The sequence below is a fragment of the Modestobacter sp. SYSU DS0511 genome (genome assembly GCF_054050755.1).
In genome coordinates, this window is sequence record NZ_JBJGZY010000063.1 from 1 (window position 1) to 15,024 (window position 15,024).

A 15,024-nucleotide genomic window follows, 5' to 3' on the forward strand; every position below is an offset into this window, starting at 1 on the left:
GGGCGGGGGGGGATACCGCGTGCGTTTGTTGTTTTTTGGGGGCCCCGGGCGGCCCCCCCCCCCCGGGGGGGCCGGGCGGCCCCCGGCACTCGTCGTCGGTGGGGCCGGATGGCACGTCGTGGCCGCCGACGTCGACCCCGCCTGGGTGGCCGAGCAGGTCGCGCACGAACCGATCGAGGCGCCGCTGGGAGCGCGGTTCCTGTCGGCGTTGGCCGATCGCACCGGAGTGCGGGCTTGGACGACGCCCGACGGCGCCGCCCTGCTGGTCCGCGGGCCCCTCGAGCCGAGCCGACTGGTGCCCGACGGTGAGCCACTCTGGGCGCAGGTCGCCCCGGCGGACACCGCCTCGCTGCGGTCGTTCCTGACCGCCGGCTGGTGCCCCGTCGGGGCCGAGGTCCTCTTCGGCTCCTGAGCCGCGGGCTCCGCACCACCGAGGGTTGTGGCCCCCGGGCCCGCGCGTCACGGGTACGTCAGTGCAGTGGCTGCAGCGACCTGGCGTCAGCGCAGGTCGGCGACGCGGGTGAGGGCCGCACGGGCCCGTGAGCGTCGCTCCTCGTAGGCCGCGCCCGCGGCGAGCAGGACGGCGCCCGCGGCCCCGACGGCCAGCAGACCGGTGAACGGCAGGTGCGCGACCAGCCGGCCGATCGCCACCGCGGTCAGCGAGGCCGCGCCCACGACCAGCGGCGCCTGCACCTGCCAGCGGCCGCCGGCGATGGCGGTGACCGTGGCGGCCAGGACCACCAGCACCAGGCGGGTCACGTCCGGCCCGGTCGCCGCCAGCCACACCGACGGGACGAACGCGACCACCAGCCCCGGGCCCCACGACGGCCACGAGGCCCCGGTGGCCAGCCGCCGGCCCGAGTACAGCCACAGCACCGTCGCGGCCGGCAGTGTGTAGGCCTCCGGCACGCCGACGCCGCCCTGCCCCGCGGCCGTCCAGGCCGCCAGCACCAGCGCGACGCACCCCCCGGCCCGGACCGGAGACCGGTCGGTCACCGAGCCGGAGGCGACGAAGCCCGCGCCGACCACGGCGAGCCCCACGGCCAGGCCGGACAGCCCCGACCCGCGCCCCAGCTCGGCGAGCCCGGCGACGGCGACCGCGCCCGCCGTCCAGGTCAGCGGCAGCTCCGACCGGTGCCCCCGCAGCGCGGTCGCGCTGCCGGCGGCGAGCAGGACCAGCACCACCAGCAGCCAGCCGGCCGGTGCCGGCCCGAGGGTGCCGTCGGCGTCGGCCAGCAGCACGGCGGCGGCCAGGCAGCCCACCGCGACCGGCAGCGCGCCGGGGCGGTCGGTCGGCTGCCGGGCGGCGACCACGACCGCCGGCACCGCGGCGGAGGCGAGCAGGGCGGCCAGCGCCGACCAGTGCCCCGACCCGAGCAGCTGCACCACGGCCGTGCCGGTGAGCACCCCGGCGGTGGCGAGACCGCTGGGGCGCAGCAGGGCGGCGGGTTCCGGAGAGGCCACCGCGCCGATCACCGCCGCGAGCACGAGCCCCAGGTACCCGCTGGTCATCACCCCGACCAGCCCGGCCGCCTGCAGCACCCCCGAGACCGACGCTCCGGCCACCAGCCCGGTGAGCACCGGAACGGCCGGCCGGGGACCCAGCATCGACCGCAGGCCCCGGCGGCGGCGCAGGGCCAGCAGCGCGCCGGCCGCCAGGAGCATCAGTGCGGCCGGGGCGAGGGCCGTGCCCACCGACTCCGTCGTCCAGACCACGGCGGCGCCCTCGACCACCCCGGTCGACCACCAGGCCGCGGCCGTCACCAGGGTGACCACCGCGACGGCGCGCCGCGCGGCGAACGTGACCGCGAGCCCGGTGACGGCGGTGGCCAGCACGGCGGTCGCGTGCGGGGCCAGTGACAGGCCGGACCCGGTGAGCGCGCTCAGTACCGCGCCCTGTCCGGCTCCCCAGGCCGCGATCGGCCAGGTGAGGGTCGTCCGGCCGATCAGGCCGACGACGGCGAACACCGCGGCGAGCAGGGCGAGCAGCACCCCGGTCGGGCCACCGGGGCCCTCCCCGGCCGACCACGCGCCCACCGCGGCGAGCACCACCGCGGCGGAGGCGAGCGCCTCCTCGCTGCTGCGCAGGCCCCGGCGCCCGGCCCGCAGCGAGCCCAGCGTCGCGACGACGGTCAGCAGGGTGACCACGAGCAGGCCCGGGACGGAGCCGGCGTCGGTGAGCGACGCCGCACCGGCGGCCACCACGGCCACCGCACCGGCGCCCAGGAGCACCTGTTGCGGGGCGACGTCCCCGGCGCCGGTCTCCGCCGGGGCCGGGTGTGGCGGCAGGGGCCGCCCCAGCGGGGGTGGGTACTCGACCTCCGGCCTCGGCACGGTGGTCCTCCTCCCGCTGACGGCTGCCCTCACGCTACGGCGGCCGCCGCGGCGCGGCGGCCTGGACCGGGGGTGACGCCGAGGTCACCCGGCAACGGGGTCGGCGGATGGCGGTCGAGCGCCTACCATGGGATCAGTGATCACGACGACCGGCCTCGAGCTGCGCGCCGGCGCCCGGATCCTCATCAGCGACGCCGATCTGCGGGTCCAGCCCGGTGACCGCATCGGGCTGGTCGGGCGCAACGGTGCCGGCAAGACCACCACCCTCACCACCCTGGCCGGGGAGCGGGTGCCGCACGCCGGCAAGGTCGACGTGACCGGTGAGCTCGGGTACCTCCCGCAGGACCCCCGCAGCGGCGACCTGGACATCACCGCCAGCGACCGGGTGCTCTCCGGCCGCGGTCTCGACGTCCTCAAGGCCCAGCTGACGAAGGCGCAGATCGCCATGGCCGAGCCGGCCGACGACGCCGAGCGTGACCGCGCGGTGCGCCGCTACGGCCGGCTGGAGGACCAGTTCGCCGCGATGGGCGGGTACGCGGCGGAGTCCGACGCCGCGCGGATCTGCTCGAACCTCGGCCTGCCGGACCGGATCCTCGAGCAGCCGCTGCGCACCCTCTCCGGTGGCCAGCGCCGCCGGGTGGAGCTGGCCCGGATCCTGTTCTCCGACGCCGACACGCTGCTGCTCGACGAGCCGACCAACCACCTGGACGCCGACTCGATCACCTGGCTCAAGGGCTACCTGGCCAGCCACCGTGCCGGTCTCGTGGTGATCAGCCACGACGTCGAGCTGCTGGAGGCCGTGGTCAACAAGGTGTGGCACCTGGACGCCAACCGGGCCACCGTCGACATCTACAATCTCGGCTGGAAGCGGTACCTGGACGCCCGGGAGACCGACGAGCGCCGCCGCAAGTCCGAGCGGGCGAACGCCGAGAAGAAGATCGACGCGCTGACCAGCCAGGCGGACAAGATGCGCGCCAAGGCGACCAAGGCCAAGGCCGCGCAGAGCATGGACAAGCGCGCCGCCCGGCTGGCCGCCGGGCTGGCCGAGGTTCGGGTGCAGGACAGGGTCGCCAAGCTCCGCTTCCCGACTCCCGCCCCGTGCGGGAAGACGCCGCTCACCGCCGAGGGGATCAGCAAGAGCTACGGCTCGCTGGAGATCTTCGCCGGCGTCGACCTGGCGATCGACCGGGGCACCCGGGTCGTCGTGCTCGGCTTCAACGGCGCGGGCAAGACCACCCTGCTGCGGATGCTGGCCGGCACCGAGACGCCGGACACCGGCGAGGTGAAGGCCGGGCACGGTCTCCGGGTGGGCTACTACGCCCAGGAGCACGAGACGCTGGACATGGACCGCACGCTGCTGGAGAACATGCGCTCGGCGGCCCCGGACAGCACCGACACCGAGCTGCGCCGGATCCTGGGCGCGTTCCTCTTCTCCGGCGAGGCGGTCGACCAGCGCACCGGCACCCTCTCCGGTGGCGAGCGCACCCGGCTGGCCATGGCCACCCTCGTCGTCTCCGGCGCCAACGTGCTGCTGCTGGACGAGCCGACCAACAACCTCGACCCGGCCAGCCGGGAGCAGGTGCTCGAGGCGCTGCGCACCTACGGCGGCGCGATCGTGCTGGTCACGCACGACGAGGGTGCGGTGCGGGCGCTGAACCCGGACAAGGTGATCATCCTGCCCGACGGCACGGAGGACACCTGGAGCGAGGACCTCGCCGACCTGGTCTCGCTGGCCTGACGACAGCCGCGGGAGCATCGCAGGGAGCGCCAGCGACCGAGGAGCGGACTGCGGCGCGGAGTCAGGCCGGGGTGTGGCGCCTGACGACAGCCGCGGGAGCATCGCAGGGAGCGCCAGCGACCGAGGAGCGGACTGCGGCGCGGAGTCAGGCCGGGGTGTGGCGCCTGACGACAGCCGCGGGAGCATCGCAGGGAGCGCCAGCGACCGAGGAGCGGACTGCGGCGCGGAGCCGGGCCGGGGGTCTCGCTGGCGTAACGGTCGCCCCGCTCTCCGGGCCGACGACCCGGCCCTGACCTGCGCGGCTGCCGAACTCGGACGTACGCGGTCTTGTTGCGGTGGCCGACCTCCGTCGGGTGGGTGATCATCGGTGCTGGGACGCCGACGTCACCGGGACACGGCGCCGGGGGATCAGCGGGGGACCACCGACGGCGTCGGCGGGCCCCTGACACGGAGGGGAGTCATGGCCGACTCGAGCACTGCGGACCTGAGCAAGGGCAAGCGCATCACCGGCGACGACCGGAGTTCGCTCGCCGACGAGCTGCGCGCCCGGTACGACGGCGGGGAGAGCATCCGGTCGCTGGCCAGCTCCACCAACCGCTCCTACGGGTTCGTGCACCGGCTGCTCTCGGAGTCGGGGGCCACGCTGCGTGGCCGGGGTGGCGCCAACCGGAACGCGAAGAAGTCTGCGTGACGTCGGCCCCGGCAACCGGGGCCGACGCCGGCGGGTGGGTGCGGACGGCGCGCGACGGCGCCGTCCTCACCGTCACCCTCGACCGGGCCGACCAGCTGAACGCGCAGACGCCGGCCACCTGGGCGGCGCTGCGCGCGGTGGGGGAGTCCCTGGACGACGCCGTGCGGGTGGTGGTCGTGCGCGGTGCCGGCCGGTCCTTCTCCGCCGGGCTGGACCGCACCCTGTTCGACCCGTCGGCCGCCACGGGCGGCGGGCTGGGGGAGCTGGCGGCCCTGCCGGCGGAGGTCGCCCAGGACCGGATCCGCGGCTACCAGGCCGGGTTCCGCTGGCTGCGCTCGCCCGGGATCGTCTCGGTCGCCGCCGTCCAGGGCCACGCGATCGGCGCCGGCGCCCAGCTGGCGCTCGCCTGCGACCTGCGGGTGGTCACCGACGACGCGCAGCTGCGGCTGCCGGAGGCGAGCCTGGGGCTGGTGCCCGACCTCACCGGCACCAGCACCCTGGTCGAGCTGGTCGGCTACAGCCGGGCGGTGGAGATCTGCCTGACCGGGCGGGCGGTGGGCGCGGCCGAGGCGGTGGCCACCGGGCTCGCCAACGTCGCCGTCCCGGCCGAGCAGCTGGACGCGACGGTGCGCGACCTGGTCGCGGCGCTGCTGACGCCGGACGCCGGGGCCGCGCGGGAGACGCTGGCGCTGCTGCGCTCGGCGGTCCGCAACGGCCCCGAGGTGCAGGACGCCGCCGAGCGGGCGGCCCAGGTGCGCCGGCTGGGTGCGCTCGCCGCCCGCTGAGCGACCCGACGTCCGGCACGCCGGAGGGTGATGTGCAACGGGGCGGAGCGGGCCTTCGTCGGGCGCCTGCGCAGGAACAAGTACCGCCGGGCGCCTGTTGCCCCGCTTGATCACGCCGTCACAGCACGGAAGGCGGTGCCACGGTGGACGGCTCGATGACCTCCATGGCCGCGATGCGGTCGTTCAGGCGGGACTCCTCGGTCACCGCCCGGGAGATCCCGAAGGGCACGGTGCGGCGGATCCTCGCCATCGCCGGGCCCTACCGGCGCGAGCTGATCGCCTTCCTCGCGCTCGTCGTCTTCTCGTCGGTGATCGGCGTCGTCACCCCGCTGCTGGCCGGGGACATCGTCAACCGGATCGCCGGGCTGGAGGGCACCGCCGGCGGCGTCGTCCGGATCGCGCTGGTCATCGCCGGCCTGGCGGTGCTGGACGCCGGCAGCTCGCTGGCCCAGCGCTGGTACTCCGCCCGGATCGGCGAGGGCGTCATCTACGACCTGCGGGCCCGGGTGTTCGGCCACGTGCAGCAGATGCCGGTCGCCTTCTTCACCCGCACGCAGACCGGCGCGCTGGTCAGCCGGCTGAACAACGACGTCATCGGGGCGCAGCGGGCGTTCACCTCGACGCTGTCCGGCGTCGTCTCCAACGTGATCGCGCTGGTGCTCACCGCCGGCGTCATGCTGACGCTGTCCTGGCAGATCACCCTGCTGTCGATCGCCATGGTGCCGCTGTTCGTGGTCCCCGCCCAGCGGGTCGGGAAGTGGCTGCAGTCGATCACCCGGGAGTCCTACGAGCTCAACGCGTCGATGAACGCCACGATGAGCGAGCGGTTCAACGTGGCCGGTGCCCTGTTGGTGAAGCTGTTCGGCCGCCCCGAGGTCGAGGCCGAGTCGTTCCGCGGCCGGGCGGCCCGGGTGCGCGACATCGGCGTGCTGTCGGCGATGTACGGGCGGGCGTTCTTCACCGCCCTCACCCTGGTCGCCGCGCTGGCGACCGCCCTGGTCTACGGGCTGGGTGGCTGGCTGGCCTTCACCGGCTCGCTGTCCGCCGGTGACGTCGTCGCCCTGGCCCTGCTGCTCACCCGGCTCTACGGCCCGCTGACCGCGCTGGCCAACGTGCGGGTCGACGTGATGAGCGCGCTGGTCAGCTTCGACCGGGTGTTCGAGGTGCTCGACCTGCAGCCGATGGTCGCCGAGGCACCGGACGCCGTACCGGTTCCCGCCGACGACCGTTCGGTCGAGTTCGACCGGGTCTCCTTCCGCTACCCGGCGGCCGCGGACGTGTCGCTGGCGTCGTTGGAGGACGTCGCCGTCCCTGAGCACGGTGCCTCGGCGGAGGTGCTGCACGAGGTGTCGTTCCGGGCCGAGCCGGGGCAGATGGTCGCCCTGGTGGGCAGCTCCGGTGCGGGGAAGTCGACGATCGCCGCGCTGGTCTCCCGGCTCTACGACGTCACCGGCGGCGCGGTGCGGGTCGGCGGGGTCGACGTCCGGCAGGCCACCAGCGACTCGCTGCGCGACGCGATCGGCGTCGTCAGCCAGGACGCGCACCTGTTCCACGACACCATCGGCGCCAACCTCCGGTACGCCAAGCCCGACGCGACCGAGGAGGAGCTGTGGTCGGCGCTGACCGGGGCGCGGATCGCGGCGCTGGTGCACTCGCTGCCCGACGGGCTGGACACCGTCGTCGGCGACCGCGGCTACCGGATGTCGGGTGGGGAGAAGCAGCGGCTGGCGATCGCCCGGGTGCTGCTCAAGGCGCCGGGCATCGTGATTCTGGACGAGGCGACCGCCCACCTGGACAGCGAGTCCGAGGTCGCCGTCCAGCGCGCGCTGGACACCGCACTGGCCGGCCGGACGTCGCTGGTCATCGCCCACCGGCTGTCCACCATCCGGAACGCCGACCAGATCCTGGTGGTCGACGAGGGGCGGATCGTCCAGCGCGGCACCCACTCCGAGCTGCTCGCGGCCGGCGGTCACTACGCCGACCTGTACCGGACCCAGTTCGCCGACGGCGGGCCGCGAACCGTGGAGGTCGGCTGACGACTAGCGTCACTCCTGAACCACGTGCACCACGTCCCAGGAGTTGAGCGTTGAGCGCAGGCCATCCCCACGACACCCAGATCCGGGCTCTCTACGCCCGCTTCCTGGCCGGGTGGAACCAGCGCAGCGGCGCCACGGTCTCCTCGGTCTTCGCCGACGACGGCGACCTCATCGAGCTCGACGGCACGATCCACAGCGGCCGGCTGCAGATCGCGTCGGACATGCGGCGGCTGTTCGCCGAACGGGCCACCCCGACGTTCGTCGGCATCGTCCGCTCGCTGCGCCCGCTCGGTGACCACATGGCGGTGCTGTACGCGGTCGCGGGCATGGTGCCGCCCGGCGCCCAGGCGCTGGAGCCGTCGCTGCACACCGTGCACTCCCTGGTCGCCGCCGAGGAGCACGGCCGCTGGCGGATCGCCGTCCTGCAGAGCACCCCGGCTCGGTACGGCGGCCGCGCCGACGTGATCGCCGCCCTCACCGCGGAGCTGGAGGCGGCCCGGCAGGGGGGCTCCGCGTGACGGTGCTGACGTCGGGCGCCGGCCTCCTGCACGATCCGGCGCCGGTGCTGCTCGACGTGCGCTGGCAGCTGGGATCGGACACCGGCCGCGACGAGTACCTGGCCGGTCATCTGCCGGGTGCGGTCTTCGTCGACCTCGACACCGAGCTCTCCGGGCCGCCGTCGCCCGAGGGCGGCCGACACCCGCTGCCGTCGGTGCAGTCGCTGCAGTCAGCCGCGCGGCGGTGGGGGATCTCCGGCGGCTCGCGGGTGGTCGTCTACGACGCCGGACCAGGCCTGGCGGCCGCCCGGGCCTGGTGGCTGCTGCGCTGGGGAGGGCTGGCCGACGTGACCATCCTGGACGGTGGGCTGGCGGCCTGGACCGCGGCCGGCAACCCGGTGGAGGCCGGCGACGTCGTGCCGGCGCCCGGGGACGTCACCCTCGCCGGCGGCGGGATGCCGGTGCTCACCATCGACGAGGCGGCGGCCCTGCCGGGCGAGGGAGTCCTGCTGGACGCCCGAGCCGGCGAGCGCTTCCGCGGCGAGGTCGAGCCCATCGATCCGCGCGCGGGCCACGTGCCCGGTGCGGTCAGCGCGCCCACGACCGAGAACGTCGGGGACGACGGCCGGTTCGTTGCAGCCGCTGTACTGAAGGAGCGGTTCGCACGGCTCGGCGTCACGCCGGGCGCCCGGGTCGGCGTCTACTGCGGATCCGGCATCACCGCCGCGCACGAGGTGGCCGCGCTGGCCTCGGCCGGCGTCGAGGCGGCGCTGTGGCCGGGCTCGTGGTCGCAGTGGTCGAACGACGCCGCCCGGCCGGTCGCCACCGGCGACTGACCGTTCCGCCAGGCCAGGGCCATACTCGGCGCGTGCAGACCGACACCGCACGGGCCGCCGGGAGTCTGTTGCTCGCGGTCCTGTCCGGGGCCGCGCACCTGACGGTCGGCTACTTCTACCTGACCAGTGGTCTGGCGGTCCCGCTGTACGCGCTGCTGCCGCTCTGGCTGCTCTGGCTGGTGCTTGCGGCGTGGCTGATCCGGCTGGCTGCTGCCCGGTCCTGGTGGACGCCGCTGGCCCCGCTCGCCGCCGCCGCGTTGCTCGTCGTCTGGCTCGTGGTGGGCAGCGCGCTCCTGGGCTGGCAGGCCTGAGACACCCCGGCGGTGAGCGTGAACCGCTAGCCTGCGCGCGTGATCATGGTCGCCGCCGTTGTCGGCGTTCTCCTGCTGGCCGCGCTGGCGGTCTTCCAGGTCGCCCTCGTCGCCGGGGCGCCGCTGGGCCGGTTCGCGTGGGGTGGCCAGCACGTGGTCCTGCCGACGGGACTGCGGATCGGCAGCGCGGTGTCGATCGTGCTCTACGGGGTGATCGCCCTCGTCCTGCTGCAGGCGGCCGGCGCCCTTGAGGTGGTCCCGCGCTCCCTGGCCGACGTCGGCATCTGGGTCCTCACGGGGTACTTCACCCTGGGCGTGTTGATGAACGCCGCGTCGCGGAGCCGACCGGAGCGGCTGGTGATGACCCCGGTCGCGCTGGCGCTGGCCGTCGTCTGCCTGGTGCTCGCGCTGCGCTGAACGCTCAGGCCGGGGTGAGCGCCGCGTCGTAGCGGTCGAGCAGCACCGCGGCGATCCGCTCGTCGGGCAGCAATGGTGCCGTGACGCAATCGGCCCCGGCCCCCTGGAGCTTGTCGTGGAAGTGGCCGGGGGCCAGCAGGTAGGCCGCGACGACCACCCGCTCTGCGCCGGCCGCCCGGGCCGCGGTCACCGCGTCGGGGACGGTCGGCTTCGCCGCCGAGCCGTAGCCGGTGGTCACCGGCCCCGCCCAGTCGCGCTGCAGCAGGTCGGCGGTGCTCTCCACGTCGGCCACCGAGCGCGGGTCGCTGGATCCGGCCGCGGCCAGCACGATCGCCGTCAGCGGGTCACCCGGGTCGGTGCCGGCCTCGCGCAGCCGGTCGGTGAGGACGGCGGCGAGTCGGGGGTCCGGGCCGAGGGGCCGGGCCGCGACCGCCTGCGGGTGCGCCTCGACCGCGCCGGCGATGTCCACGTGCACGTGGTAGCCGCCGGACAGCAGCAGCGGGACGACGATCGCCGGGGTGCCGTCGTCGGCCAGCCCGCGCACCACGTCGACGACGGTGGGCGGCTGCACGTCGACGAACGCCGCGGTCGTCCGGATGCCCGGTCGCTGCCCCCGGGCCGCCAGGGCCAGCTCGGCGATCAGCCGTCGACCGGTGGGGTTGCGGGTGCCGTGCGCGCAGGCGACGAGTACTGGCTGCGAGTGCGCGCTCATGTACCTCTCCGGGGGGTCGGATGGGTGCTTCATGGCGCAATCGCGCTCAGAGTGCGCGGGTCACGCCGCCGTCGACGGCGATCATCGTGCCGGTGACGTAGGAGGCGGCGGGGGAGAGGGCGAAGGCGGCGACCCGGCCGAACTCCTCCGGCCGTCCCACCCGGCGCAGCGGGATCGCGGCCTGCGTGCGGGCCCGGGCCGCCGCGGGGTCGCCGGAGGCGGCCTCGATCTCGGTGACCCGGTCGGTCGCGATGGTGCCCGGCAGCAGGCCGAACACCCGGATCCCACGTGGGCCGAGCTCGTCGGCGAGCGCCTTCGCGGTCATCGCCAGCCCTGGCCGCAGGCTGTTGGAGATCGCCAGGTGGCCGATCGGCTGGCGCACCGACGTCGACAGCACGAAACCGATCGCCGCGCCCTCGGCCAGGTGCGGCACCAGCGCCCGGACCAGCCGCAGCGGCCCGAGCAGCACGCTCTCCACCCCCGTGCGCCAGGCGTCCTCGCCGACCTCCAGCACCGAGCCCGGCGCCGGCCCGCCCACCGAGATGAGTGCGCCGTCGACCCGGCCCAGTCGGTCCAGCGCCGCGCCGACCAGCGCCTCGGCGGCGTCGGGCCCGGCCAGGTCGGCCGGGACGCCGAACGCCGCCGGCCCTCCACCCAGGGAGGAGACGGCGGCGTCCACGGAGTCGGCGCCGCGGGAGGAGATCAGCACCCGGGCGCCGTCGTCGACCAGGGCCCGGGCGGTCGCGAACCCCAGCCCCCGGCTCGCGCCGGTGAGCAGGATCCCGCGACCGCCCAGCCCCAGGTCCATGACGAGGTCAGCCCCGGTCGGTCAGGCGTTGCGCAGCGACCGGAGGACGTACTGCATGATCCCGCCGTTGCGGTAGTAGTTCGCCTCACCGGGGGTGTCGATCCGCACGCGGGCGTCGAACTCGACGTCGCCGGCCTTGACCTTGACGGTGCGCGGGATCGAGCCGTCGTTCAGCTCGGTGATCCCGGTGATGGTGAACTCCTCGTCGCCGGTCAGGCCGAGCGACTCCCGGTTCTGGCCCTCCGGGAACTGCAGCGGCAGCACGCCCATGCCGATCAGGTTCGACCGGTGGATGCGCTCGTAGCTCTCGGCGATGACCGCCTTGACGCCCAGCAGCGCCGTCCCCTTGGCCGCCCAGTCGCGCGACGAGCCGGAGCCGTACTCCTTGCCGGCGAGCACGACCAGCGGGATGCCCTGCGCCTGGTAGGCCTGGGAGGCGTCGTAGATCGACGTCGTCTCGCCGGTCAGGTGGTTCTTGGTGACGCCACCCTCGGTGCCCGGCACCAGCTGGTTGCGCAGCCGGATGTTGGCGAAGGTGCCGCGGATCATCACCTCGTGGTTGCCGCGGCGGGACCCGTAGGAGTTGAAGTCGCGGCGCTCGATGCCGTGCTCCTGCAGGTACCGGCCCGCCGGCGAGTCGGCCTTGATGGAGCCGGCCGGCGAGATGTGGTCGGTGGTCACCGAGTCGCCGAGGACGGCGAGGGTGCGGGCACCGGTGATGTCCTGCACCGGGGTCGGCTCGGCCGGCATGCCGTCGAAGTACGGGGGCTTCCGGACGTAGGTGCTCTCCGGGTCCCAGGCGAAGGTGTCGCCGGTCGGCGTGGGCAGGTTCTGCCACTGCTCGGTGCCGGCGAACACGTCCTGGTAGCTGTCACCGAACTGCTCGGCCGAGACCGCCTCGTCGATGACCCGCTGCACCTCGTGCGGGGAGGGCCAGATGTCGCGCAGGTAGACGTCCTGCCCGTCGGTGCCCTTGCCCAGCGGCTCCGTCGTCAGGTCCAGGTCCATCGTCCCGGCGAGCGCGTAGGCGATCACCAGCGGCGGGGACGCCAGGTAGTTCATCTTGACGTCGGGGTTGATCCGGCCCTCGAAGTTGCGGTTGCCCGAGAGCACCGAGACGACGGCGAGGTCGGCCTCGTTGACCGCCTTGCTGACCGGCTCCGGCAGCGGACCGGAGTTGCCGATGCAGGTGGTGCAGCCGTAGCCGACCAGGTAGAAGCCGAGCTTCTCCAGGTACGGGGTGAGCTGGGCCTTCTCGTAGTAGTCGGTGACGACCTTCGACCCCGGCGCCAGCGTGGTCTTCACCCACGGCTTGCTGGTCAGGCCGAGCTCGACGGCCTTCTTGGCCAGCAGCGCGGCGCCGATCATGACCGACGGGTTCGAGGTGTTGGTGCAGGAGGTGATCGCGGCGATCACCACGTGCCCGTGGTCGACGAAGGTCTCGGTGCCGTCCTCCATCACGACCTTGGTCGGCTTGTTCGGCCGATCGGGGAGGACGTCGCCGTGCACGAACGGGTGCGGCTTGCCCTGCTCGGTGCTCTCCGACCCCGGGGCCGGCGGGTCGCTGGCCGGGAACGACTCGGCCGAGGCCTCGTCGGCGGGGGAGACCACGCCGTAGGGCTTCTCGTTGGACGGGACACCCGGCTTGCGGTCCTCGCCGCCCACCTCGTCGTCGGCGACGTAGGCCGGCAGCGCCTCGCGCCACGCCTGCTTGGCGTCGGTCATCGCGACCCGGTCCTGCGGGCGCTTCGGGCCGGCGATGGAGGGGACCACGGTGGCCAGGTCCAGCTCCAGGTACTCGGAGAAGGCCGGCTCGCGGGTGTCGTCGTGCCACAGGCCCTGGGCCTTGGCGTAGGCCTCGACCAGCGCGATCTGCTCGGCCGAGCGGCCGGTCAGCTTCAGGTAGGTGATCGTCTCGCCGTCGATCGGGAAGATCGCCGCGGTCGAGCCGAACTCCGGGCTCATGTTGCCGATCGTGGCCCGGTTGGCCAGCGGGACGGCGGAGACGCCGGCGCCGTAGAACTCGACGAACTTCCCGACCACGCCGTGCTGGCGCAGCATCTCGGTGATGGTGAGCACCAGGTCGGTGGCGGTCGCGCCGTCGGGCAGCTCGCCGGTCAGCTTGAAGCCGACCACGCGGGGGATGAGCATCGACACGGGCTGGCCGAGCATGGCCGCCTCGGCCTCGATGCCACCGACGCCCCAGCCGAGCACGCCCAGGCCGTTGACCATGGTGGTGTGGCTGTCGGTGCCCACGCAGGTGTCCGGGTAGGCGACGACGCGGTCACCCTCGGGGCGGGGGAAGACGACGCGGGCCAGGTGCTCGATGTTGACCTGGTGCACGATGCCGGTGCCCGGGGGGACGACCTTGAAGTCGTCCAAGGCACCCTGGCCCCAGCGGAGGAACTGGTAGCGCTCGCCGTTGCGCTGGTACTCGATCTCGACGTTGCGCTCGAAGGACTCCGGGGTGCCGAAGACGTCGGCGATGACGGAGTGGTCGATGACCAGCTCGGCGGGGGCGAGCGGGTTGATCTTCTGCGGGTCGCCCCCGAGGTCGGCCATCGCCTCGCGCATGGTGGCGAGGTCGACGATGCAGGGGACGCCGGTGAAGTCCTGCATCACCACGCGGGCCGGGGTGAACTGGATCTCCTGGTCGGGCTCCGCGTTCGGGTCCCAGTTGGCCAGGGCACGGATGTGGTCGGCGGTGATGTTCGCGCCGTCCTCGGTGCGGAGGAGGTTCTCCAGCAGGACCTTCAGGCTGAAAGGCAGCTTCTCGCTGCCCTCCACCGCGTCGAGCCGGAAGATGTCGTACTCGGTGCCGTCGACGTCGAGTGTCGAGCGGGCCCCGAAGCTGTCCTTGCTGGCTGCCACTGCTTGCGCCTCACCCTCGCTGGTCCTGCGCGCGTTGTACTGCGCCTCGATGTGCCACCCGTCATCTTCCCAGGCCATCGCCGCGGATGCGGAGCAAGGCCACCCTTCCCTCACCCTCGGTGAGGGCTTCGCCGCGTGGTGGCCGGTCGAGCGGGCTCCTACCGTGGGACGGCGTGACCGTGCCCGAACCCCTCCCGGACTGGCTGACCGACGCGCGGCGGGTGTGCGTGCTGACCGGTGCCGGCATCTCCACCGACAGCGGCATCCCCGACTACCGGGGGCCCGGCGGCGTCTGGACGCGGGATCCCGAGGCGGAGAAGCTGGTCACGCTCTCGTACTACCTGCGCGACCCGGACATCCGCCGCCGCTCCTGGCAGCTGCGCCGGGAGCTGGCGACGGCGGAGGTCTCCCCGAACGCGGGGCACGACGCGCTCGTCGGCCTGGCGGGTCGGGGCCGGCTGCGTGCGCTGCTCACGCAGAACATCGACGGGCTCCACCAGGCCGCCGGGTCCACCGACGTGGTGGAGCTGCACGGCACGGTCCACGAGGTGGTCTGCACCGCCTGCGGCGCGCGCACGCCGACGACGGTGGTCCTCGCCCGGGTCGATGCCGGCGAGGCCGACCCGGCCTGCCCGCGGTGCGGAGGCGTGCTCAAGACCGCCACGGTCTACTTCGGTGAGCCCCTGGACGCCGCGGTCCTCGACGCCGCGGCGCAGGCCGCGGCGGACTGCGACCTCTTCCTGGCCGTGGGCACGTCGCTCGGCGTCCACCCGGCGGCCGGGCTGGTGGAGGTGGCCGCCGCGCACGGCGCCCGGGTCGTGATCGTCAACGCCCAGCCGACGCCCTACGACGGCCTGGCCGACCTCGTCGTCCGGGAGCCGATCAGCGAGGCCCTGCCCCGGTTGCTGGCCGGCTGACCGCCCTCCGCTCCGCGCGTCCGGGCTCACCGTGCGTGCTCCTGGCTCAGCTCCGGACGTGAGCCAGGAGC

General features: G+C 74.3%; 14 protein-coding genes. 10 read left to right on the forward strand and 4 right to left on the reverse strand.

Annotated elements, in window-relative coordinates; translation table 11 throughout:
* The first annotated feature begins 118 nt into the window (after positions 1 to 118).
* Positions 119 to 412, forward strand: coding sequence for a hypothetical protein (locus ACI783_RS19385; RefSeq protein WP_457141967.1), 294 nt, complete (start codon positions 119 to 121; stop codon positions 410 to 412).
* A gap of 86 nt (positions 413 to 498) precedes the next feature.
* On the opposite strand, the gene ACI783_RS19390 is transcribed toward ACI783_RS19385, so the two are convergent.
* A complete protein-coding gene (locus ACI783_RS19390; protein WP_457141968.1) occupies positions 499 to 2,334 on the reverse strand; it encodes an SCO7613 C-terminal domain-containing membrane protein in 1,836 nt (611 codons plus the stop codon).
* Positions 2,335 to 2,461: 127 nt separating this feature from the next.
* Here ACI783_RS19390 and ACI783_RS19395 point away from each other — a divergent pair, with 127 nt between their 5' ends.
* The 8 genes from ACI783_RS19395 (at position 2,462) to ACI783_RS19430 (ending at position 9,645) form a co-directional block, all read left to right on the forward strand.
* Positions 2,462 to 4,072, forward strand: a complete 1,611-nt coding sequence (locus tag ACI783_RS19395; RefSeq protein ID WP_457141969.1) for an ABC-F family ATP-binding cassette domain-containing protein — start codon at positions 2,462 to 2,464, stop codon at positions 4,070 to 4,072.
* Positions 4,073 to 4,532: 460 nt separating this feature from the next.
* Positions 4,533 to 4,763, forward strand: a complete 231-nt coding sequence (locus ACI783_RS19400) for a helix-turn-helix domain-containing protein (RefSeq protein ID WP_457064284.1) — start codon at positions 4,533 to 4,535, stop codon at positions 4,761 to 4,763.
* Positions 4,760 to 5,548, forward strand: a complete 789-nt coding sequence (locus ACI783_RS19405) for an enoyl-CoA hydratase/isomerase family protein (RefSeq protein ID WP_457141970.1) — start codon at positions 4,760 to 4,762, stop codon at positions 5,546 to 5,548. The genes ACI783_RS19400 and ACI783_RS19405 overlap by 4 nt, the downstream gene beginning before the upstream one ends.
* Before the next feature lie 155 nt (positions 5,549 to 5,703).
* Positions 5,704 to 7,584, forward strand: coding sequence for an ABC transporter ATP-binding protein (locus ACI783_RS19410; RefSeq protein WP_457141971.1), 1,881 nt, complete (start codon positions 5,704 to 5,706; stop codon positions 7,582 to 7,584).
* 50 nt (positions 7,585 to 7,634) lie between these two features.
* Complete coding sequence (locus tag ACI783_RS19415; RefSeq protein ID WP_457141972.1) at positions 7,635 to 8,102, forward strand: SgcJ/EcaC family oxidoreductase; 468 nt, start codon at positions 7,635 to 7,637, stop codon at positions 8,100 to 8,102.
* On the forward strand, positions 8,099 to 8,917 hold the full coding sequence (locus ACI783_RS19420) for a sulfurtransferase (protein ID WP_457141973.1): 819 nt from the start codon (positions 8,099 to 8,101) through the stop codon (positions 8,915 to 8,917). The genes ACI783_RS19415 and ACI783_RS19420 overlap by 4 nt, the downstream gene beginning before the upstream one ends.
* A gap of 32 nt (positions 8,918 to 8,949) precedes the next feature.
* Positions 8,950 to 9,228: a hypothetical protein gene (locus tag ACI783_RS19425; protein WP_457141974.1), complete on the forward strand. Its 279-nt coding sequence runs from the start codon at positions 8,950 to 8,952 to the stop codon at positions 9,226 to 9,228.
* 45 nt (positions 9,229 to 9,273) lie between these two features.
* Positions 9,274 to 9,645: a hypothetical protein gene (locus ACI783_RS19430; protein WP_457141979.1), complete on the forward strand. Its 372-nt coding sequence runs from the start codon at positions 9,274 to 9,276 to the stop codon at positions 9,643 to 9,645.
* 4 nt (positions 9,646 to 9,649) lie between these two features.
* Here the strand turns inward: ACI783_RS19430 and ACI783_RS19435 are convergent, their stop codons facing one another.
* The 3 genes from ACI783_RS19435 to ACI783_RS19445 are packed head-to-tail and all read right to left on the reverse strand — an operon-like array spanning position 9,650 to position 14,114.
* A complete protein-coding gene (locus ACI783_RS19435) occupies positions 9,650 to 10,357 on the reverse strand; it encodes a sirohydrochlorin chelatase (RefSeq protein WP_457141975.1) in 708 nt (235 codons plus the stop codon).
* A gap of 46 nt (positions 10,358 to 10,403) precedes the next feature.
* Positions 10,404 to 11,165 (reverse strand): SDR family oxidoreductase, encoded by a 762-nt coding sequence (locus ACI783_RS19440; RefSeq protein WP_457141976.1) that lies wholly within the window; start codon positions 11,163 to 11,165, stop codon positions 10,404 to 10,406.
* 21 nt (positions 11,166 to 11,186) lie between these two features.
* Positions 11,187 to 14,114: an aconitate hydratase gene (locus ACI783_RS19445; protein WP_457141977.1), complete on the reverse strand. Its 2,928-nt coding sequence runs from the start codon at positions 14,112 to 14,114 to the stop codon at positions 11,187 to 11,189.
* A gap of 95 nt (positions 14,115 to 14,209) precedes the next feature.
* Here ACI783_RS19445 and ACI783_RS19450 point away from each other — a divergent pair, with 95 nt between their 5' ends.
* Positions 14,210 to 14,953, forward strand: a complete 744-nt coding sequence (locus tag ACI783_RS19450; RefSeq protein ID WP_457141978.1) for an SIR2 family NAD-dependent protein deacylase — start codon at positions 14,210 to 14,212, stop codon at positions 14,951 to 14,953.
* Positions 14,954 to 15,024 lie beyond the last annotated feature (71 nt).

Excerpts from the sequence above, each read along its gene's own strand:
- ACI783_RS19430 (WP_457141979.1), top strand. The coding sequence starts at position 9,274 with ATGGTCGCCGCCGTTGTCGGCGTTCTCCTGCTGGCCGCGCTGGCGGTC.
- ACI783_RS19410 (WP_457141971.1), top strand. The coding sequence starts at position 5,704 with ATGACCTCCATGGCCGCGATGCGGTCGTTCAGGCGGGACTCCTCGGTC.
- ACI783_RS19445 (WP_457141977.1), bottom strand. The coding sequence starts at position 14,114 with ATGGCCTGGGAAGATGACGGGTGGCACATCGAGGCGCAGTACAACGCG.
- ACI783_RS19440 (WP_457141976.1), bottom strand. The coding sequence starts at position 11,165 with ATGGACCTGGGGCTGGGCGGTCGCGGGATCCTGCTCACCGGCGCGAGC.
- ACI783_RS19395 (WP_457141969.1), top strand. The coding sequence starts at position 2,462 with ATGGGATCAGTGATCACGACGACCGGCCTCGAGCTGCGCGCCGGCGCC.
- ACI783_RS19435 (WP_457141975.1), bottom strand. The coding sequence starts at position 10,357 with ATGAGCGCGCACTCGCAGCCAGTACTCGTCGCCTGCGCGCACGGCACC.
- ACI783_RS19400 (WP_457064284.1), top strand. The coding sequence starts at position 4,533 with ATGGCCGACTCGAGCACTGCGGACCTGAGCAAGGGCAAGCGCATCACC.